The sequence below is a fragment of the Sphingobacterium sp. JUb20 genome (genome assembly GCF_004342035.1).
GTDB classification, from domain to species: Bacteria; Bacteroidota; Bacteroidia; order Sphingobacteriales; family Sphingobacteriaceae; genus Sphingobacterium; species Sphingobacterium anhuiense.
The window spans coordinates 19,973-40,769 of record NZ_SLYV01000018.1 but is presented as its reverse complement, the minus strand read 5'-3'; the positions used below and the strand labels follow the sequence as shown (position 1 = coordinate 40,769).

Annotated in this window: 20 protein-coding genes; 7 read left to right on the top strand and 13 right to left on the bottom strand. The window is 35.8% G+C overall.

The window, feature by feature from the left end; genetic code table 11:
* Nucleotides 1-94 precede the first annotated feature (94 nt).
* Complete coding sequence (gene trxA, locus EDF66_RS23550; protein ID WP_021190487.1) at nucleotides 95-418, top strand: thioredoxin; 324 nt, start codon at nucleotides 95-97, stop codon at nucleotides 416-418.
* Nucleotides 419-666: 248 nt separating this feature from the next.
* Nucleotides 667-1,977, top strand: coding sequence for an ammonium transporter (locus EDF66_RS23545; protein WP_183912819.1), 1,311 nt, complete (start codon nucleotides 667-669; stop codon nucleotides 1,975-1,977).
* A 167-nt stretch (nucleotides 1,978-2,144) separates the two neighbouring features.
* On the opposite strand, the gene EDF66_RS23540 is transcribed toward EDF66_RS23545, so the two are convergent.
* From EDF66_RS23540 to EDF66_RS23505, 8 genes are all read right to left on the bottom strand, one after another.
* On the bottom strand, nucleotides 2,145-2,687 hold the full coding sequence (locus tag EDF66_RS23540; RefSeq protein WP_243656126.1) for a DUF1345 domain-containing protein: 543 nt from the start codon (nucleotides 2,685-2,687) through the stop codon (nucleotides 2,145-2,147).
* A gap of 116 nt (nucleotides 2,688-2,803) precedes the next feature.
* On the bottom strand, nucleotides 2,804-3,619 hold the full coding sequence (locus EDF66_RS23535) for a hypothetical protein (protein WP_132845506.1): 816 nt from the start codon (nucleotides 3,617-3,619) through the stop codon (nucleotides 2,804-2,806).
* Between the two features lie 62 nt (nucleotides 3,620-3,681).
* Nucleotides 3,682-4,674, bottom strand: a complete 993-nt coding sequence (locus tag EDF66_RS23530; protein WP_021190491.1) for an LLM class flavin-dependent oxidoreductase — start codon at nucleotides 4,672-4,674, stop codon at nucleotides 3,682-3,684.
* Nucleotides 4,675-4,727: 53 nt separating this feature from the next.
* Nucleotides 4,728-5,909, bottom strand: a complete 1,182-nt coding sequence (locus EDF66_RS23525; protein ID WP_132845505.1) for a class I SAM-dependent methyltransferase — start codon at nucleotides 5,907-5,909, stop codon at nucleotides 4,728-4,730.
* Nucleotides 5,910-7,172, bottom strand: a complete 1,263-nt coding sequence (locus EDF66_RS23520) for an aspartate kinase (RefSeq protein ID WP_132845503.1) — start codon at nucleotides 7,170-7,172, stop codon at nucleotides 5,910-5,912.
* A gap of 27 nt (nucleotides 7,173-7,199) precedes the next feature.
* Entirely contained in the window at nucleotides 7,200-8,000 is an 801-nt protein-coding gene (locus EDF66_RS23515; protein ID WP_132845501.1) for a DUF3298 and DUF4163 domain-containing protein, read from the bottom strand.
* A gap of 24 nt (nucleotides 8,001-8,024) precedes the next feature.
* Nucleotides 8,025-8,477, bottom strand: a complete 453-nt coding sequence (locus tag EDF66_RS23510; protein WP_132845499.1) for a GNAT family N-acetyltransferase — start codon at nucleotides 8,475-8,477, stop codon at nucleotides 8,025-8,027.
* A complete protein-coding gene (locus EDF66_RS23505) occupies nucleotides 8,470-9,162 on the bottom strand; it encodes a YggS family pyridoxal phosphate-dependent enzyme (protein ID WP_132845497.1) in 693 nt (230 codons plus the stop codon). The genes EDF66_RS23510 and EDF66_RS23505 overlap by 8 nt, the downstream gene beginning before the upstream one ends.
* Nucleotides 9,163-9,235: 73 nt before the next feature.
* On the opposite strand from EDF66_RS23505, the gene EDF66_RS23500 reads away from it, so the two are divergent.
* Genes EDF66_RS23500 through EDF66_RS23490 form a run of 3 tightly spaced genes read left to right on the top strand, consistent with a single transcriptional unit; the run spans nucleotide 9,236 to nucleotide 13,091 of the window.
* Nucleotides 9,236-10,030 carry a DUF4296 domain-containing protein gene (locus EDF66_RS23500; protein ID WP_165902510.1) on the top strand — a complete coding sequence of 265 codons (795 nt, stop codon included), beginning with the start codon at nucleotides 9,236-9,238 and terminating at the stop codon, nucleotides 10,028-10,030.
* 14 nt (nucleotides 10,031-10,044) lie between these two features.
* Nucleotides 10,045-12,420 (top strand): endonuclease MutS2, encoded by a 2,376-nt coding sequence (locus EDF66_RS23495; RefSeq protein ID WP_132845494.1) that lies wholly within the window; start codon nucleotides 10,045-10,047, stop codon nucleotides 12,418-12,420.
* Nucleotides 12,421-12,434: 14 nt separating this feature from the next.
* Nucleotides 12,435-13,091 (top strand): MgtC/SapB family protein, encoded by a 657-nt coding sequence (locus tag EDF66_RS23490; protein WP_021190497.1) that lies wholly within the window; start codon nucleotides 12,435-12,437, stop codon nucleotides 13,089-13,091.
* A gap of 96 nt (nucleotides 13,092-13,187) precedes the next feature.
* Here EDF66_RS23490 and EDF66_RS23485 read toward each other — a convergent pair whose 3' ends face one another.
* The 3 genes from EDF66_RS23485 to EDF66_RS23475 form a co-directional block, all read right to left on the bottom strand.
* Entirely contained in the window at nucleotides 13,188-14,588 is a 1,401-nt protein-coding gene (locus EDF66_RS23485; RefSeq protein WP_132845492.1) for an AMP-binding protein, read from the bottom strand.
* Nucleotides 14,589-14,598: 10 nt separating this feature from the next.
* Entirely contained in the window at nucleotides 14,599-15,411 is an 813-nt protein-coding gene (locus EDF66_RS23480) for an SDR family NAD(P)-dependent oxidoreductase (RefSeq protein WP_165902509.1), read from the bottom strand.
* Nucleotides 15,412-15,482: 71 nt separating this feature from the next.
* Nucleotides 15,483-17,399 (bottom strand): ABC-F family ATP-binding cassette domain-containing protein, encoded by a 1,917-nt coding sequence (locus tag EDF66_RS23475; protein WP_132845490.1) that lies wholly within the window; start codon nucleotides 17,397-17,399, stop codon nucleotides 15,483-15,485.
* A 51-nt stretch (nucleotides 17,400-17,450) separates the two neighbouring features.
* On the opposite strand from EDF66_RS23475, the gene EDF66_RS23470 reads away from it, so the two are divergent.
* Entirely contained in the window at nucleotides 17,451-18,491 is a 1,041-nt protein-coding gene (locus tag EDF66_RS23470) for a quinone-dependent dihydroorotate dehydrogenase (protein WP_132845489.1), read from the top strand.
* 68 nt (nucleotides 18,492-18,559) lie between these two features.
* On the opposite strand, the gene EDF66_RS23465 is transcribed toward EDF66_RS23470, so the two are convergent.
* Nucleotides 18,560-18,961 carry a DUF5606 domain-containing protein gene (locus EDF66_RS23465; protein ID WP_132768468.1) on the bottom strand — a complete coding sequence of 134 codons (402 nt, stop codon included), beginning with the start codon at nucleotides 18,959-18,961 and terminating at the stop codon, nucleotides 18,560-18,562.
* Between the two features lie 23 nt (nucleotides 18,962-18,984).
* A complete protein-coding gene (locus EDF66_RS23460; protein WP_132845487.1) occupies nucleotides 18,985-19,443 on the bottom strand; it encodes a peptidylprolyl isomerase in 459 nt (152 codons plus the stop codon).
* 188 nt (nucleotides 19,444-19,631) lie between these two features.
* Between EDF66_RS23460 and radC the strand changes: the two genes are divergently transcribed.
* Nucleotides 19,632-20,321 (top strand): RadC family protein, encoded by a 690-nt coding sequence (gene radC, locus EDF66_RS23455; protein ID WP_132845486.1) that lies wholly within the window; start codon nucleotides 19,632-19,634, stop codon nucleotides 20,319-20,321.
* Nucleotides 20,322-20,797 lie beyond the last annotated feature (476 nt).

Here is a 20,797-nt window from a genome sequence, read left to right as displayed (position 1 = left end):
TATTACACTTATATTACGGACATCTTTATTATATTTGTTCTTATAAATGAGTAAATAATAATTATCAAATAACTTCGGTTAAAAAAATAAAAATATGGCTTTAGAAATTACAGATAGCAACTTTGAAGAAGTTGTGTTGAAATCAGACAAACCAGTTTTAATTGACTTTTGGGCAGAGTGGTGTGGTCCATGTCGTATGGTAGGTCCAATTGTAGAAGAGTTGGCTAAGGATTATGCTGATACAGCGGTAATCGGAAAAGTAAATGTTGATGAAAACCCAGAAATTTCAGTTCGTTTTGGAATTCGTAATATTCCTGCGTTATTATTCTTCAAAAATGGTGAGATTGTCGATAAACAAATCGGTGCTGTGCCAAAATCAGTGCTAAGTGAGAAACTGGATAAGCAAATTGGTGCTTAAGCAAGTATTATTAAGATAATATCAAGTAGACAAATGTAGTTTTTTTGTTATATAAGTCTTATTAAAGGGGGTAGAATTAAGTTTCTACCCCCTTTTTCTGTTTTATATTGAGTAAAATGCATTATATATCTGTTGTTGTTTGTGTTTTTGTAGAATTTTGATGTTTTATTTGAAAATATTTGAAATAAATATTGTTTTTACTGTAATTTTTACCTTAATTTGGATATTGATTAAAAAAACAATTAAAAATGATTAAAAAAACAGCGATTCCTTTCTATTTTATGGTAATAATAGTTTTAATGGCACTATTTTTTCCTTCTTTACCTAAAAATGATGGAAATTATGAATATAATGGAGCTGATGTAGCATGGATGTTGACTTCAACGGCATTAGTGCTAATTATGACACCGGGTTTAGCATATTTTTATGGTGGAATGGTTAGAAAGAAGAATGTTATTTCAACGATGCTTCAAAGTTTCATCTGTATGGCTGTTGTTAGTGTTATTTGGGTTGTTTTTGGTTTTAGTTTAGTATTTGGAGATAGTATCGGAGGTTTCATCGGTAATCCGATGACGTATTTTATGTTTGATCATGTAATTGATGGTAAACCTTGGGTGGGTGCTCCAACGATTCCATTTGCACTGTTTGCTATGTTTCAATTGAAATTTGCGATCATTACACCGGCGCTTATTACGGGGGCTTTTGCAGAGCGCATCCGTTTTACATCTTATATTTTGTTCATCTGTTTATTTTTCGTCTTCATATATGCTCCTTTGGCACATGCTACCTGGCATCCTGATGGCTTATTGTTTAAGCTGGGTGTTTTGGATTTTGCCGGAGGAACTGTCGTACATATGTCAGCGGGCTTAACAGCACTGGCTTCAGCGATCTATTTAAAACAGGGTAGAGAGCCTGGTCATCATACACCTGCACGTGTAACCTATGTATTGCTCGGCACCGGTATGCTGTGGTTTGGCTGGTTTGGTTTTAATGCAGGTTCTGCCTTTTCTGCTTCTAGCCTTGCTTCTACGGCACTATCAACAACAATGACGGCTTCAGCAGCAGCTGCACTTACCTGGATTTTCTTTGATGCTATCCGTGGTACTAAACCATCTGCAATGGGAACTTGTATTGGTCTAGTCGTGGGTCTGGTTGCGATTACGCCGGCTGCCGGATTTGTAACTGTTCCGCATTCATTAGTAATTGGTGCTGTAGCCGCAATTGTAAGTCGCCTTGTGGTCGATTGGCGTACCCGTTCAAAGGTCGATGATACGTTAGATGTTTTTCCTTGTCATGGTGTTGGAGGTATTGTAGGGATGATTTTGACGGGTGTATTTGCTCATAAACAAATTAATGGTGTTGTTGAGCATAACGGTTTATTTTTTGGTGAAATAACCCTATTTAAGGCGCATATAATTGGTTTGTTTGCGTCCGCTGCTTTTATTTTAATTGTTGCTTTCTTATTGTTGAAAATAACAGATCTGATTTCACCCCTTCGTGCATCTGAGGAGGAGGAGTTATTAGGTATGGATATTTCACAACATGCAGAGAAATTATAAAGATTCCTTTCAATTCCCTTTCAATTAGAAACGCACACCATCGCTCGATGGGTGCGTTTTCTTTTTAAATGGGCATTTTGTAACAAGGCTTCGCTTTTAGAACGATATGCTATTTGATTTTTTTGTATTGATCCAGAAAGGGTCTGTAGCCAGTACAAATTTTTTGGTTAATGTATAAGGCCGGAAATAATATTTATTGTTAATGCAACAACAAATGTATTTAAAGCGAAAGCGAGTAATCCATGAAACAGAACCACTCTTCTAATTTTTCGTGACGAAACTTCAATATCAGAAACTTGAAATGTACAACCGAGCACAAATGAAAAATATGCAAAGTCCATATAATCAGGTTTTTCATCTCCTGGGAAATCCAATCCTTTACCAGTGGCACCGTCTGCATAGTACAGATGTGCGTAATGGAAGACATAGGTCGTATGTACCAAAAACCAAGAGCTCATCATACTTAATACACAGATGCTGATGCTTGCGCCCTTGGGCATATCAGTCGTATTATCTGTGATAATAATGAGAAGTACAGCGAACAAACAGGCAAAACTTGCCATTAAAATGAAAATGGATACAAATAGACGGCTTCCGTCTTCGGATGCCGCTTTTCTAACAATTCGGCTTACGGGCATCTGGTAAAAGATAAACCACGATACCGCGCTGTAACTCAAACTAAAGGTAATCCAAAAAAGTATAGCACTCATTAAGAGGTTTATATTTAGACAATAGCAAATAACAGCTGTTAGGATGCTAAAGGAAAATGAAAATATACATTTTTGAACCGGATTGAAATCCTGTATGATCGCCTTTATTTTCATCGTTAACAATCAAATTGGACATCTTGCTTATAGCTGCTTTTCTCCATATCGTTATCTCTTATTTGAGATGAAAGGATAAGCATAATGCTGTTTTCTTCGTAATCGGTCGGGGTTGAAATAATAAAATCAAGTTTTCCATCACGATCAATATCTCCTACAAATAATGTTTTGATAAAAGTGTCATTAAATTGGTCAGCTTTGAACATGTTTATTTCTGAGTTTCCGTTGAATGAACATGTTAATTTATAATTTTTAACATCATGAAAGACTTCTTCATGGTTTTGGTCATTTGTTTGAATATTGGTTCCTACAATGTCACCATATCCTTTTAACAAGTATTTCTGGTTGTTAAAATTATACTGAACAGTTTCTTTAGGCCATATTTCAGCTTTGGTGATCTTTAGATTTTCAATTTTTCCTGCTTTTAAAAAAGGGAAATTGAGAAATAGGATGGAATTTCTTTTTGAAATTACTCCTTTCGTGGGTACTCCCGCACACTCACTGAATCCATCTTCTATTTTATAATCGACCTTTGCAAGGTAATATTCTCCTTTTTCCTCATAAAGATCTAGCCATCCATCATTTAAAATTTTGCTCGGATCTTCTGAATCGTCATAAATCCGATAGGTATCTATCATGAAAATGGATGCTTCTTTATTTGGAGAGGTTTTGATGCTTGGGCTGCTGACCGTATTTGTGTCGCTTGTTATGTCACTAGCGGCAGTGTCATTAGGAATTGTCTTATTAACCGGGCTCTGATTTTGACAGGACTGAAAAATAAGTGTTATAAATAGTGCTGTAAGGCTTAAATATTTCATCGTGCATTATAATTTGAATAATTAAATATAGAAATTTTAATGCACGATGTAAATAAACTTTCTTAATCTGTTAATGCTTCTTTCAATATGCGGAATGAGTCAAGACATTTTTGATCATCATAAATATAAGATATGGCCATAAGTTCATCGATTTGTAGTTTTTCGATGAACGGTTCCAATTCCTTTCTGATGGTCTCTTTGTCTCCTATAAAGCTACAGGAAAGCATATTGTCTGCGGCTTGCTCAATACTTGGAATCCCTTTGTAAATAACCTCAAATGTTGGAGGTGACAATGGTGCTCTTGTATTGGTTAGAATCCCCGCAAATAAATTTTTCACACTTGTTGACTGTAATTCGGCTTCTTCTACTGTTTTCGCGGCAATTACATTGACACAAACAATAAAATATGGTGCTGAAAGACTAGCTGACGGTTTGAAGTTCTGGTGGTAGATGGCACTTGCTTGAGCAAGTTGTGCCGGTGCAAAATGTGCAGCAAATGCATAGGGTAGTCCAAGGCTGGCGGCTAAATAGGCACTGTCTGTACTGGATCCTAAAATATATAAAGGAACGTTTAGACCTTCGGCCGGAAAAGCTCTTACTTTGGAGTCAACATTACTGTCACTAAAATATTGTTGCAGTGCCGCAACATCCTGTGGAAATTGGTATGCTGTATTAAAATTATTGCGACGTAATGCCATTGCTGTTTCTTGGTCCGTTCCAGGAGCTCTGCCTAATCCAAGATCAATACGATTTGGATAAAGAGTCTCTAAGGTACCGAATTGCTCTGCAATGACAAGGGGCGAATGGTTCGGTAGCATAATACCTCCAGATCCAACACGAATGGTTTTGGTGTTTGCTGCGATGTGCTGAATAACGAGCGAGGTTGCTGAACTGGCAATGTATTCCATGTTGTGGTGTTCTGCTACCCAGATTCTTTTATATCCTAACTGCTCAATATGTTGCGCTATTTTTATGGTTCTGTTATATGCTTCTGACGTTGTGCAACCTTTTTTGATTGGCGCAAGATCTAAAGCTGATAAAGCAATATTTCTCATATAATAAAATTATGCTTTATTTTAGGAAAATATGTAATGGTATTGTCGCTTTACTATTTTCGTGTCGCGTGGATGACAATCAGTTCTCCTGTATGATCTGTAGTAAAAAAACTATGTAATTCACCGCCGTCCATAATTTTAAATTTCTTTTTTAGTACTTCTGTTTTTAAAGGGAAATTTCTAGCTACAGCGTTTGTTCTTAATTTTTCTTTTGATTTTTTGAAGATGGAAAACGGAATAACTTCGATGATTTCATAAATTTTTCCTAAGAAATCTTCTTGGTAACTTTCTGAACTATATAGGTGCGTATGTTGGTGCAGTTTTTTGAGATCAAATGCTTTGGTTATGCTCTTAAAAGCACCAGCTTTAGTAAGACACACATCCGGTTCATAAAGATAACGCAGCGGTACTGAAAATGAAGTGACCATTTCAGTTTCTTCTTCCTGTGTGAATGTGAATTGTTGTGTTTTGTCACCAAAAATACGGACAGCGGTAATCTCAGGTTGACCAGAAAAATCTCTTTCTTGAATGAAAAGTAGCTCTTTACAGTCATTTTGGAGACTAATCACATAGATTTGCTTGACATGGTTTAGCTCAGACAATGCTGCTGTGATGTCCAGAAGAGGAGCAACTTTTATCATGATATGGGCTGCTCTTTGTAGAAAGTTTTCCTGTAAGGAAACGATGTTGGGTTCGCAATCACTCAACATGAAAACTTTTTGCTGCGCCACCCTGCGGGAAGGATCTATGTATATATACCCTATGTTAAGATCTTTATTTTTAGCAATATAGTCTACTCCATCTGAAGCGATAACTTCTATGTTTTTAGCTTGTAATTGCTTGGCATTGTATTGAGATATGAGTGCAAGTTGCGGATTGATCTCACAGGAAATTACTTTTTTAGCTTTTTTTGAAAAGTAAAAATCATCAATACCAAAGCCGCTCGTGATATCGATTAAAGTGACGTTTTCCGGAATTAGTGATGCTTTGAATATCGCTGTTTTTTCCGAAGAACATTGTTCTAAGTTTAATTTATCGGGGTAATATATGTTCGCTGTTTCTGCCCAAAGCGGAATTTTTTTGCGACATCGCTGTCTGCCATCTATTTGTGTTGCAAGTTCAGACGAGGTAATTCCTTCAAAAGGAGATTTTTTTAGTGCTAATTTAGCGGAAGATTCTGATTCATTTTGATTAATAAAATCTTGAACCTCCTTTTGAAGGATAAGTGTATTCATCTATATTTTTTTTACAAGAAGCTGGCAAGTATAGGTATCTTTCAGTTCGCTGATCACCTGTTTATCCACTAAAACTCTATTGATTGTTTCTTGGTTATAGTAACGGATGGTGATAAGCTCTAGGCCAGTTTCAATATTGACTTTGAATTTTTTCTTTAATTCGTCCAGTACTTCCAGGATGTTTTGACCGGTATCGTCTACAGCAACTGAAAAATTGATTGCACTGTTGTGCATCATATTGATTTTAATGCGGAATTGGTGAAACAAATTGAAAATATCGCGCAGATTATCTTCTACAATAAATGAAAAGTCACGCGGTGAAATGGATACCAAAATTTGATTGACCTTAAAAATAAACGATGGTACAGGTAAAGATACATTTGTGCTCTTGATCTTAGTTCCTGGCACTTCCGGATTTAGGAACGACCGCACATTTAATTGGATATTTTTATTCTGAAGTGGCTTAATTGTTTTCGGATGAATAACGGTTGCTCCATAATAGGTCAATTCAATTGCATCTGTATAAGATAATTCAGGTATCAATTCAGTTTTTTCAAACCATTTTGGATCGGCATTGAGTACACCTGGTACATCCTTCCAGATTGTCACATGTTCAGCATTTAAACATGCTGCAAAGATTGCTGCCGAATAGTCTGATCCTTCACGACCTAATGTTGTCGTGAAATTTTCGGATGTCGAGCCTATAAATCCTTGTGTGACCCCGATATATTTGCTAAGGATTTTTGGGATCTCAGCTTGAATAATAGCTTCTGTCTTTTCCCAGTTAACCTGCGCTTCGGTATAGGTGTTATCGGTCATGATGTAGTTCCGGGCATCTAACCATTGGGATTTTACACCAATGTGATTGAGATAAGCCGCTAGAATTTTGGAAGAAACGATTTCACCCGTAGAAACGATTTGATCAAATAAATAATCAAAAGAATCTTGTGGTTCTTCTTCTAATATCCATTCGATTTCGACAAAACAATTGGCGATTTCATCAAATATGGGATGATTGGAATCTTCGAATAAACCGGATAATATGTTATAATGAAATGCTTTGGCTTTTTCAAGTATTTCAAATGCTTCACCTGTATTTTGGTGATATGCTTTTGTTACGTCTTCTAATAAGTTGGTGGTTTTACCCATGGCCGATACGACGACCAATAAAGCGTCCACTTTATATTTAGAGATAATATGTGCTGAATTTTTTACACTTTCAGCATCTTTGACTGATGCGCCACCAAATTTAAAAACTTGCATCGGATAGGATTACGTTGAGGTTGATTGCTAATTAATACTATTGATATATTCTAGACCCTTGTTTGAAATCAAGTGTTTTATATCCTTATATGGCACTTTTAGTGCTGTGTTTCCCCCAGAATAGGGTTTAATTTCATATACATTGTAATAGAAAAGTAGATCTTCTTTGTCTAAAGCAAAATTGTTTGCAAGGGCAAAATTGCCAGCTTCAAAAAAGAACTTGTCATTTAAAGATTCTTTGTCAGATAGATTTTCCAGTTTGCGAAAGTATTTTTCTGCAATTTTAATCAATTCTTTCTGATTTTCTTCATTTATGATATCGTTTAATGTTATTTTTTGATCTGAATTGATATCATAATGTGTAAAAAGAGTAAAATGGTCACCATGAGCACCACCGGTATATTCGGTTTGGTTGGTTTCTATGCTGATAAACTTAGGGGTATTTTGATATACTTTTGCCTGTAAATCCCGAAACCAGGCTGCAGAAGAACTGCCACTATTTTCTTCTACATATTCATCATATGCATCGACGAATCTTTTGGCTGAAATACTGATTTCAGAAACACCTTCTAAATTAATCGATTGATTGAGTAATGTGTTGATGACGGTATCCTTGAATTGTGGATATTTAGCTCTGAAGAATGTTGTGTCTATTTTTTCACCTTCTTTCACAAAAAAGTTGCTATACCGATGCACTTCTTTCATGTCATAATGAAGCGTATCACCACTAGCTTTTTTTTGTTCTTTTGCCGTATCGTTACCAGTACATGAAGTAATGGCAATTAATGCAAAAATGATCGAGGGGTTGAAATAGTATTTTGGTTTCATGTAATTTAACCGTCCTTTTCTGTTCTAATATGTTATCGATACATTAATCCATTCGGCATCGAAGTCCGCTTTATACTTTCGGTAGAATTGAATAGCAGGTTCATTCCAGTCCAAAACCTGCCAAACCATGCCTTGATATCCTTTAGATTTGCCGTAATTGATAGTTTCTTCGAAAAGTTGTTTGCCAATTCCATAGCCACGCATACTTTCTGTCACAATTAAATCCTCAAGATAGAGCCTTCTTCCTTTCCAAGTGGAATAACGAATGTAATATAGTGAAATTCCGACGATTTTCCCATCAAATTCTGCAATAAAAGCTCCCCATATTGGGTTTTGTCCAAATCCGGCGTCAATAAACTCTTCCATAGAGACCGTTACCTCATTGGGTGCTTTTTCTAATATGGCAAGTTCTTTAATTAATTCCAGCATTGCAGGACAATCTGCTTCAACAGCAGTTCTAATAATTGCTTTAGTCATTGTTTTTAAAATGTTTGATGACGCGTTTTCCAAAAATAGTACTTCCCACCCGGATCATATTAGATCCCTTTTCTATTGCTAATTTGTAATCAGAAGACATACCCATCGACAGCGTATCGAAACTTTCGTTTTTACGATAGAAACTTGCCTTGATACCATCATATAATGATTTTAGCTCATAAAACTCCTCTTTGATCTCTTTTTCATTCTCTGTATTGGTTGCAATACCCATTAAGCCACGGATGTTGACATGTTTTAAAGCTAAAAATTCCTCATCGCGTAACATTTCGATTAATTCTGCATGGTCAAAACCAAATTTAGTATCTTCTTCAGCAATGTGTACCTGAAGTAAGCAGTCGATCACACGCTTGTTTTTAGCGGCTTGTTTATCGATTTCTTTCAGGAGTTTGAAAGAATCAACAGCATGGATTAAGGTCACAAAGGGAGCTACGTATTTAACTTTATTTGTTTGCAAGTGACCAATAAGATGCCATTCGATATCTTTTGGTAAAGATTCATATTTTTCAACAAGTTCTTGAACAAGGTTTTCACCAAAAACACGTTGCCCAGCTTCATAGGCTTCCATGATATCTTCATTCGGTTTTGTTTTTGATACAGCGACTAGTTGAACGCCGAGCGCTTTAACTTCTAAATTAATCGCTTCTAGGTTGCTTGCAATACTCATGATAATTGTATATTTAAGAATTCAAAGGGTGACAAATGTCAGGCCTTTTTATAAATTTGTACAAAATTACGAAATGCAACGATTAATACTGAATGTACTTGCTCTGATTTTTTTATTTGTTTCTTGTAAAAGTACAAATGAGAAAGATATTATTCCAAAAAAGGATTTTGTGAAGGTCCTAACGGAGATTTATATAACTGATGCTTATCTATCAACATTAAACTCGGATAGTGCAAAGCGCGTTATATTTCCGTTATATGACAATACGTTCAAAAAGTATGATTTAGATTCCACTTCTTTTAAGAAAAATCTTTCTTTTTATGGTAGTGATGCCGAAGTGATGAACAAGATATATGAGGAGGTCGGTAAGAATCTGAAAAATATGAATGACGGTTATATCAAAACTGACCAGGTCAGAATGGATTCTATTCGACGAAAAGATTCTATACAGAATGCACATTTTCAAGATAGTTTAACTCGCATTAATGATTTTAAAGAACTTTATGAGTCGCAGAAAAAACTGATCCTAAATTATAAACAAGATAGTGTAAAATGGGATTACAAAAAGGCAGCGCAAGAATTTTATAATAAATCGGGTTTAAAAGGTAATTTGAATCTAGGTACATTCTTACTTAAAAATATGTCTGTACCAGCTACTTCCAGAAGCGATTCGACTGCTACTAAGAAAGTTGAGGCCAAATCCATACGAAATGGCCAGGGACCTAAACTTGAATCGGTCAAGGCTTCTGAAGATATACCTCTTAAAACTGATGTAAAGGAGGTGAGAAATCCGGTCAAACAACCTCTTTTACTTGACCGAAAGGTCAAACAAAAAAAGGAGATTCTTTCTCCAGAACCGGTTAAATAAATAGTAATAGAAACATGATTTATCCTAATAACGCAAGTGATAAGCTCGGTTTTGCCGAGATTAAGGAATTGATAAAACAAAAATGTATCAGTGAGTCGGGGCGTAATTTGGTTGATAAGATACAGCCACAAACCCGATTTGATCAGATAGACAAGTTTTTACGTCAAACAAATGAATTTAAAGATTTATTAACAACTGATGATGCTTTGCCAGTTGATCATTTATATCCTATTCGTGCTTTAGTTGAGAAAGCTAAAGTCGAAGGCGCCTTTTTAATGGAGGAGGAGTTTCATCGTGTGCTTCTTTCGTTGAAAACTGTTTATGCTATCATCCGATATTTCAATGATCGGGAGGGGCAGTATCCTAATTTAGAATTACTGTTTGAACATCTTCCTATTGAAAAGCAGATTATCCGTGATATTGAAATGATCATTGATGATCGGGGTAAAATGAAGCACAATGCTTCACGCCTGTTGCTTGATCTCTCTCAAAGCATCTTGAAAGCAGAGCAGGAAGCACGTAAAAGAATTGATATCATTTTTAAAAGCGCGCAGAACAGCGGATGGACAGCTGACGGTAATTTGACTATTCGAGACGGCCGTCTTTGTATTCCTATCTTAGCTGAGAATAAACGTAAGGTGAAAGGACTGATTCATGATGAATCTGCTACGGGACAAACTGCTTACATAGAGCCTGAAGAAGTATTTCACCTGAACAATAAGGTTAGAGATTTGGAGTTTGAAAGACGACGTGAGATTATACGTATTTTAGTCGAGTTAACAACCAAATTGAGACCGCATATACCGTTGATGCTTTCGTATGATGGCTTACTTACTAAGGTAGATTTTGTTCGATCGAAGGCACTTTTTGCGTTAGATATTGAGGCGGAAATGCCTGAATTATCCAAAGAGGCTGAAATAAATTTAGTGAATGCGCGCCATCCTTTACTGACACTAAATGCTGGGCACGACCGCGGGACAATCGTTCCTCTCAATATCAAGATTGACGATGTACAGCGTGTTATAGTGGTGTCAGGACCTAATGCTGGAGGTAAATCTGTCTGTATGAAAACAGTAGGATTGATGCAGCTCATGTTGCAATCCGGATTGTTAATACCCGCTGATGCGCACTCCAAAATGGGGATTTATAAGCAAATTTTTGCAGATATTGGTGATGATCAGTCGATAGAGAGTGATTTAAGTACTTATAGCGCTCATCTTTCTAAGATGAAGTATTTTACAGAGTTTGCGAATGCTCGAACGCTTATTTTAATTGATGAGTTTGGTACGGGTACTGATCCATTATTTGGAGGACCCATTGCTGAGGCTGTTTTGGAAACTTTAAATAAAAAGAACATTCGCGGTGTTGTGACGACGCATTATTCGAACCTGAAAGTATTTGCAAATCAAACACCTGGTTTAGAAAATGCTTCGATGCTATTTGATAATGTCGCCATGAAACCGCTTTATATCTTGCAGATCGGAAAACCGGGGAGTTCTTACGCCTTTGAAATTGCGCAAAAAATTGGATTGAATAAAGAGATTATTCATTTAGCAAAACAGAAGGTTGGAAACCATCAGAAAAAAGTAGATACACTTTTGGTAGATCTGGAGCGCGAGAAGAAGGAAATATTTGATACAAAAGCTGCTATAACAAGACGAGAAAAGGAATTGATCCGAATAAAATCTGAATACGAGGATTTACAATCTTATTTGGAGGAGAATAAAAAGACAATTCTCAAAAAAGCAAAGGAAGAAGCCCAGATACTCTTAAAAAACTCCAATAAATTAATTGAAAATACAGTAGCAGAGATTAAGTCTGCTCAGGCTGATAAAGAAAAGACTAAGGAAATTCGTGCCAATTTGGATCGTTCATTCTCGACCATACTACCTAAGGATAAAAAGATCGAGAAGAAACCTATTGCTACCGCTGATTTAACAGAAGAAATTGCTGTTGGCGATTGGGTAAAGATTATCGATTCGGAAAATGAGGCTGTTGTATTAGAGGTTGCAAAAAACAATCTTATTCTAGCGATGGGTGAACTGAGAACGGTGCAGAAGCGCAAAAATGTTGTCAAGTTAGCGGGTAAAGATTTGAAGAAAGCAGCAAAAGCTGGATCTAAGACACTTTCTGCACATGCTGTAGCTGATTTCAATCCTGAGATTGATCTTCGCGGTATGCGCACCGAAGATGCGCTATATGAGTTGGAGAAAGTATTGGATAGAGCAGTAATGATCGGTTACCCTTCTTTAAAAATTATTCATGGTAAAGGGGATGGTATTCTACGCAAGTTTATACGTGATTATTTAAGAAAATACAGCCATATTTCCCGATTTGAAGACGAACATCAGGACCGCGGTGGTGATGGTATTACTTATGCATATTTATAATACGTTCGTCAATTATGGACTCTTTGTTGAATTTCTTTGATAATCAATACATCTGGAATGTGCTGGTTGCCATATTTTGTGGCGCTATAATAGGTTTTGAGCGGGAATATAGAAATAAAGCAGCTGGATTTAGAACGATTGTTTTGATCTGTTTTGGTTCAGCTGTTTTTACTGTTGTTTCAAAAATGATGGGTGGCAATGGGAGTGATGATCGTATTGCCGCTAATATCGTTACTGGTATTGGTTTTATCGGTGCGGGTGTTATTTTTAAAGGAAAACTGTCGGTAAAAGGTTTAACGACTTCCGCCGTGATATGGTCAACAGCAGGGTTAGGTATGATCTCGGGAATAGGAGAAACAAAATTAGCAATGTTTTTTACTTTCTTCATGGTTATTATCTTATCCTTATTTCAGGAAATTGAATTGATGCTATCGCGGTATTATTTAATTCGTACTGTGCATGTACGATTTATGGATTGTGACTTTGAACAGGTTACGAATTTCGAAAATGAGGCTCTAAAATTTAAGGTGAAATTCAATCGGAAAACTATTGAAAAGCTAGGTGGTGAATTGGCTGTGATCTATGACTTATCTGGTAAGATGGAGAACATTAATAAATTCAATGAAAGACTCATCCATTTTGAGCCGATTAAGGAATTTTATTATAATTAATCTTAATTTTTTATTTACAAATATATCTTTAATTTGTTGATATATAGGCGGTAATAGATGTGCTGTGTTGAGGGTTTTTTATTGTAGCCGAACGGATTAATTATCGTTGTAGTGAAGGGACTTTGGTTGCAAGTATTTAGGGAATGTCCTATTGAGCCATTTTCTAAATTCTGCTTCATTAAATGCCGAATCTTTTTTTAAGGTAAGTTCTAAATTCAATTCGCTTATCATCATTTCATTTTTAGATACGAGAATTCTAGTTTTGGCAACGGATTTATAACTGTTTATTTTTTCTTCTAATTCACTGAAATGAATAATTTCTCCGCCAATATTAAATGAAGAGTTTGTTCTGCCAAGATAATATAATAATCCGTTTTTATCCTGGTGTATGCGATCTCCAGTACTTACATATTGATTTTTACACTGATCGTGTATCCATGGACATCTTATTTTGAGCTGCTGATCTGCTTGCAAGTGGTATTCGATACCTTTTAGAAATCGGCCAATCGTATTGTTGTTGTTTGTTAAATCCGTGTGGGTAGCAATGCTGCAGATTCCCAATTCTGTGGTTCCATAGAGATTATATATGTTCGTCTCGGGATATTGATTTAGAATACATGATACCCATGTTGCTTCTAGTTTATCTGCTCCGGAAATAATGCATCGGAACAGGCCCAGTGCATTTTGATCTATTTCAATGAATTTGGGAATCATAGAAGGTAAAAGAACCAAACATTCTATTCTGTTGTTCGTGAATTGAGTAATGCATTTAGCGCTAAATTTTGTGGTGAAGTGTAGGTTGTGCTTTAAAAATAGTGCTAAAATCAAACTTGCAAGACCATAACCGTGATAAAATGGAACTGTAATGAAAGTAGAGGAATAGTTAAGTAGCCCAAGTTTTGAAATTAATTCTGTAAATGGACTCCATATTTTTGAGATATTGAGTTTACGTTCAATGGGTTTTGGAATATTTGAAGAACCTGTACTTAAAATTGTTATTTTACCATTGTTTCGTCTTATTTTATGAGAGACTTTATTGATGACGCATGCATTAATTTCCGCAAAAGAATAGATCAAAGACTTTGTACGTAGATTTGCTAATCGGTCTTTGTTATCTGTTAGCATAAGAACTTGGGGATAATTTTCCAAAATTTTCTCTAATTGGAGATCGGATAATTGGGAACTCATGATAATTACCTCTTTTGAAAGTGCTGAAAGGGCAAATAGATAGCTAATAAAATTGAAACTGTTGTCTGCGATGAGAATGACTCGGGAAGATAGCTTGTTTTTGGGTACTATTTTTAATTTTTCAATCGTAAGACAGGTTTCATCATACAGAGCTGCGTAAGTTATGGTACGATTACCATCATTTAAGTAGGAATCTTTTGCTTTCCGAATTGATTTCAATAAAGTAAATAAATTAATACCTGATTGAAGCGTATATAGGATGGATTTAAATACTTGAATAGCGAAATCAATTTTTTGTCGTAATCTCATAGGAATATGGTTAAAATTTATCCCATATTTTTCGAATAAAAAATCCGATTGTTATAGGAAAGGGAGACCACCATGGCCTAGAATAACTGCCCGTACCAAAGATGAGCTTTATAATACGTAAGGCTGCTTCACTACTTTGCATGGCAGGAAAGTTTTTATAACGATCGTTAGGCGCTATCATTTCTGTTTTTACCAATGGTAAGTAGACTGTTTTTAGCTTTACATTCATTTTTTTCCATTCAGATTGGTTTGATCGGCAATATTGATCAAATGCTGTTTTTGATGCTTGGTATGCAGCCCAATGTGGTGCAGGTGGGAGCAGAACATTGAGCGCAGAAATATTAATAATCTGACCTTTTTGTTGTGATAGAAGAGGAGTTAGTGCTAATGTCAATTTCACTGGAGCCAAATAATTCAGCATGTTTGTTCTTGTAAAATCATGGTAGCGCGGCAAGGATTTTGTCAAACTGCGATGAATCGATTTACCTGCGTTAGAAATAAGGATATCTATCGTTATCTGTCTTGCATGAATATATTCAATAAGTTGATCTATTTGTTGTTCTTGATATAGATCTGTCACGTAGATGGACGCAGTGGAATTGTTTTGGATGGCAATTGCTTTTACTTCTTCTAATTTTTCTTGTGATCGAGCCACTAAAATGAGGTGTACCTGGAATTTGGAAAGAAGTGTTGCACAGGCTTTTCCAATACCTTCACTTGCTCCGGTGATTAAAATAGTTTTTCCTTGGAAATACTTTGTTGCTTTCCTTCTATTTAAAAATACTTTCGGGTATAAGATATTTTCGATCCAGTTTATTTTCACAATTCCTTCATCATAAAAAAAGGTATACAATAAGCCTGCCTATTGTATACCTTTCTATTAAGTGAGTGTAATTAATCTTCCAATTCCATAATTTCTTCAGCTAAATCTTCCCAATTTTTTTGCAATTGTTCTAATTCTGCTTTAGAGGAATTATAATTACGCGTGTGTTCTTGTAATTTGATTGCGTTGGAATAGATCTCTTCTTTTGCTAATTCTGTCTCCAGTGCTTTTAGAAGAACTTCTTTTTCAGCTACTTTAACCTCTAATGCCGCTAGTTCTTTATTCTTTTTGCTGATCAGTTTGAATTTATCTTCAGAAGGAGCAGCTTTGACTTTTTTAGGTTCTTCTGCTACAACTTTTTTCTCGACCTTTTTTTCTTCAGGTTTGATCACACGTTTTGAATTCCACTCTTCAAATTCTTGGTATGTACCTGGGTATTCTTTAATTTCTTTATCTTCAATATACCATATTTTGTTCGCAACATTATCCAGAAAGTAACGATCGTGAGAAACGACAATCAGGGTACCTTCAAATTGTTGAAGCGCTTGAATCAAAATATTAACCGATTGCATATCCAAGTGATTGGTAGGCTCATCTAGTGCCAAGAAGTTAGCATCAGCTGTTAATGCTTTTGCTAGTGCAACACGTGATTTTTCGCCTCCAGACAGAACTTTGATCTTTTTGAATGCGTCATCACCGGAAAATAGAAAACAGCCTAAGATTGAACGTAATTCGGTTTCTGTATGTTTGGGCGCAAAAGCTTGCATCTCTGCTATTATGCTGTTTTCCAGATGCAGGGCTTCCAATTGATGCTGTGCAAAGAACGTTTGCAATACATTGTGGCCATGTTCAGATTTCCCTTCATACTCCGTATCTGCACCTGCCACAATACGCAACAAGGTCGATTTACCTTTACCATTGGCACCGATCAAGGCTATTTTATCACCTTTTTCAATGATCCCCTCCGTATTTCTTAAAATTTCGAGGTTTGGATAAGATTTCGATACATTTTCTAAGGTAACAACATGTCTTCCCGATGGTTTTGAAAATTTAAAGCTAAAGTTTACCGTTGGGTTATCATCATCAACATCTTCCACTCTTTCCATTCGATCCAAAGCCTTAATACGGGATTGTGCCATCTTTGCTTTTGAGGCTTTCGCACGGAAACGTTCGATCAAACGTTCTTCTTGTTTGATTTTAGCTTGCTGATTTTTGAATTGACCAGCTTGAATTTCACCTCTTAGTGCTTTCTCTTCCAAATAAAAACTGTAATTACCAGCGTACAGCGTTAATTTACCTTTGCGGGATTCTACAGTTTTTTTAATAATACGGTCTAAGAAGTACCTGTCGTGTGAGACGATGACGATAGCACCTTCAAAGCCTTGCAAGTAATTTTCCAGCCATTTAATAGAAGGTAAATCCATATGGTTGGTAGGCTCATCCAGCAATAAAATGTCTGGAGTCTGCAATAAGATTCTTGCCAGCATGACACGCATGCGCCATCCACCGGAGAAGGTCGCTAACGGACGTTTCTGCTCATCTTCTGAAAAACCTAAACCCGCTAAAATTTCGTGAGCCCTAAATTCGATACTATAGCCATCTAAAGCTTCGAATTCCATCTGCTTGTCACTTAATTTATTTAGAATATCGTCAGAATAGTCTGTTTCTAATTTTTGGAGTAAGTTTTCTATTTCAGTATGTAATTGATTTTGGCGCTCAAACGCCTCCATTGCTACATGTAAAATACTTTTATCAGAATGATAAGATAATAAATCTTGATTTAAGTAACCAATTTTTAAGTCCTTTGCCATCGATATACTTCCTGAAGTAGGCGTATACTGTCCTACGATCAATCGCAACAAAGTAGATTTACCGGTACCGTTGGCTCCAATTAGACCTACCTTATCTCCAGGTTTAATATGCCAGTTGGCCTCATCATACAATGCGCGAGAGCCTATTTCGAATGTTAAGTTATTTATTGATATCATTTCGATTGCAAAAGTAATGAAATTTCTTCTTCTTTGCCTACCTTTGTGCATATGTACAAGTTGGTAAAACCTATTTTCTTTTCAATGGATCCTGAATCTGCTCATCATACGGTGACTGGGGGATTAAAAATGTTTTCAAAAATCTGGGGTGCTAAAAAATTATTAAGCAGTCTGTATACCTATGAAAATCCGAATTTGGCTCGCGAAGTATTTGGCCTTAAATTTAAAAATCCTGTAGGATTGGCTGCAGGCTTTGATAAAAATGCCGAATACATCACTGATATGGCCAATTTTGGTTTTGGTTTTATTGAAATTGGTACTGTAACGCCACGACCTCAACCAGGAAATGATCAACCACGGATGTTTCGTTTAATTCCTGATAAGGCATTAATCAATCGTATGGGTTTTAATAACCAAGGTGCTGACGTTGCGGCTAATCGTCTTAAACATTTAGCTACTGAAGATCGTAAAGGACTTTTAATCGGTGGAAATATCGGTAAAAATAAAATCACTCCAAATGAACAGGCGGTAGATGATTATATTTATTGTTTCAATGCACTTTTTGATTATGTTGATTATTTTGTTGTCAATGTCAGTTCTCCAAATACTCCTGGACTTCGTGATCTGCAGGAAAAGGAGCCTCTGAAACATATTTTAAATACGCTCGAGGAATTGAATAAACGAAAATTAAATAAGAAACCTATTCTTCTTAAAATTGCTCCAGATTTGACAAATAGTCAATTGGATGATATTGTTGAAATTGTTCAAGAAACGGGTATTGCTGGTGTCATTGCAACAAATACTACGATATCTAGAGAGGGCCTTCAAAGTGATGAAAATTTGGTTAAAGAAATGGGAGGGGTGAGTGGAGCTCCCTTGACCAAGCGCTCGACAGAAGTCATTCGCTATCTTTCAGAAAAATCAAACCGATCTTTTCCTATTATTGGTGTTGGCGGGATTCATTCTGCGGCAGATGCAATTGAAAAACTTGATGCTGGGGCCAGTCTTGTTCAAATTTATACAGGATTTATTTATGAGGGACCAGCTTTGATATCGGATATCTGTAAAGGAATTGTTCAAGCAGGAAAGTAGAAAACTAAAGATAAAAAAAAGAGAGGGTCTTAACATATGTTAAGACCCTCTCTTTTTTTATCCTAAAATTATACTAAAGGAGCCGGTGCTTCTTCTTCAAATAAAGGTAAATCTTTAATGATATTGTACCATGTAAAGATTTTTTTAATATCTGACGAATAGACGCGAGATTCATCATGACCTGGTGCAATTTCGCGGAAAGCATCACGTAATGCTTGACCATCTGCTTTAGGATCTACAGTTAATCCTTTTTCTTTGATTGTTTCAAAAACATTCAATAAGCGAATTTCCTCTTCTTCGCCATAAATTGTAATGTCTTCTAATGTTGCCATTTTCGTAGAAGATAAACTTACTACCGATTTAATTTTAGCGCTGTCGAGAGTCTCTAAAATAAATCCGCCTTTATTTTGTCCAACTAATTTGAACAATCCTGGTTTTCCTGTTACAGAAACTAATGCTCTTAAATTCATAATACACTTTTTCTTGTTGAGAACTAGTCTTCGATAACTTCAATACTTAAAATACGGTCACCTTGACGGATATCATCTACAATATCAACGTTTTCAATAACTTTTCCAAAACAAGTATGATTTCTATCCAAATGAGCAGTGTTGTTACGGCTGTGGCAGATAAAAAATTGAGATCCACCAGTGTTACGGCCTGCATGTGCCATTGATAATACGCCTCTATCATGGTATTGGTTTTCACCGGTTAACTCACAGTCGATTTTGTAACCTGGGCCACCTGTTCCAGGCATACCAGAAGCACCTTCACGTGAATTTGGACATCCACCTTGAATAACAAAGTCAGGTAGCACACGGTGGAAACTTAATCCATCGTAATATCCTTCTTTAGCTAATTTGATGAAATTTGCAACGGTATTTGGAGCATCTGCTGTATAAAATTGTACAGTCATGTCGCCCTTTTCTGTTTTAATAATCGCTTTACTCATTTTATTAAAATAAATGTTCAATTACAAATATAAGATTTCAAAACGATTTGAAAAAAAGAAAGCACGCTCATGTCTGCTTTGAAATGATAAAATTTATTTAAATAATTGATACTAATTATTTTAAGTTTTTAAATTTATGATTAAATTAGTAGATTATATAAACCTATTTTATACCTTATTATTGTGATATGAGCAAACTGGTCATTCGAGATTGGGCGGAGGCAGATCGTCCTAGAGAGAAATTATTGGAGCAAGGTCGTCGTTCACTGTCTGATGCAGAGTTGCTTGCTATTCTTATTGGTTCGGGCTCAAGGCAAGAAACTGCAGTTGAATTGTGCAGACGTATTTTATCCAGTGTTCAAAACAATTTGCATAGTCTTTCCAAACTAGAGGTAATGAGTCTTTGTGAGTTTAAAGGTATAGGAGAAGCTAAAGCGATTACGATTGTCGCTGCACTTGAACTGGGACGTAGACGAAAGGAATCAGAATATATTGAAAAACCTTTGTTAAACAGTAGTCTGCGGGTCTATGAATATTTTCGGTACCAGTTACAAGATCTTCCTCACGAAGAATTTTGGGTTTTGTATTTAAATACAGCCTGTAAAGTGCTGGATAAACAATTAATAGGCCGTGGAGGCAATGATTTTACTCCAGTTGATGTTCGCATTATTCTACGAAATGCCCTTAATTGTAAAGCTCATTCTATGATATTAATTCATAATCATCCTTCAGGTTCGCGTGAAGCAAGTCAGGCGGATAAAATTCTGACAAAAAAGATTGCGGAGGCTTCTAGGATAATGGATATTAAGGTCAATGATCACATTATTTTTACAGACAATGGGTATTATAGTTTTCGTGATGAAGGTCTTTTAGAATGACCTATGATTGGCGGGAGGATGATATTAGATATGGAAACACTAAGGCATAAAGGGAAGTTTCACTTCCGCTTATGCCCTTAATCGTTAAATTTTCTTTTTTGTCTTCTATATAGAATATAGATTATTGCCAATAAAGCAACAACCGCAAGAATTATATAACTAGAATTCGAGTGTTCTTGTGCATTAATTGTATTGGTATCTGCAAAAACCAAGTTGCCTACCATTATCAGTAGAATTGTTAACCACTTAGCCATAATTTATAATATTTTTAGTAACATCACAATATAGTGATATTAACGATATTAAGCAAATTTTCTGCCACATATTTATTATAGTTATAAATATGCTATTTTTTAACAAAAAAATAGCAGTTTAAATGGTTTTTGAACCTGATTATGTGGTAAGTAATGCCATTAATTAAAGATCTAAATTGTTAAATATAAGTCATGATTTGTAGTAGCTGCAGCACGGGGTTT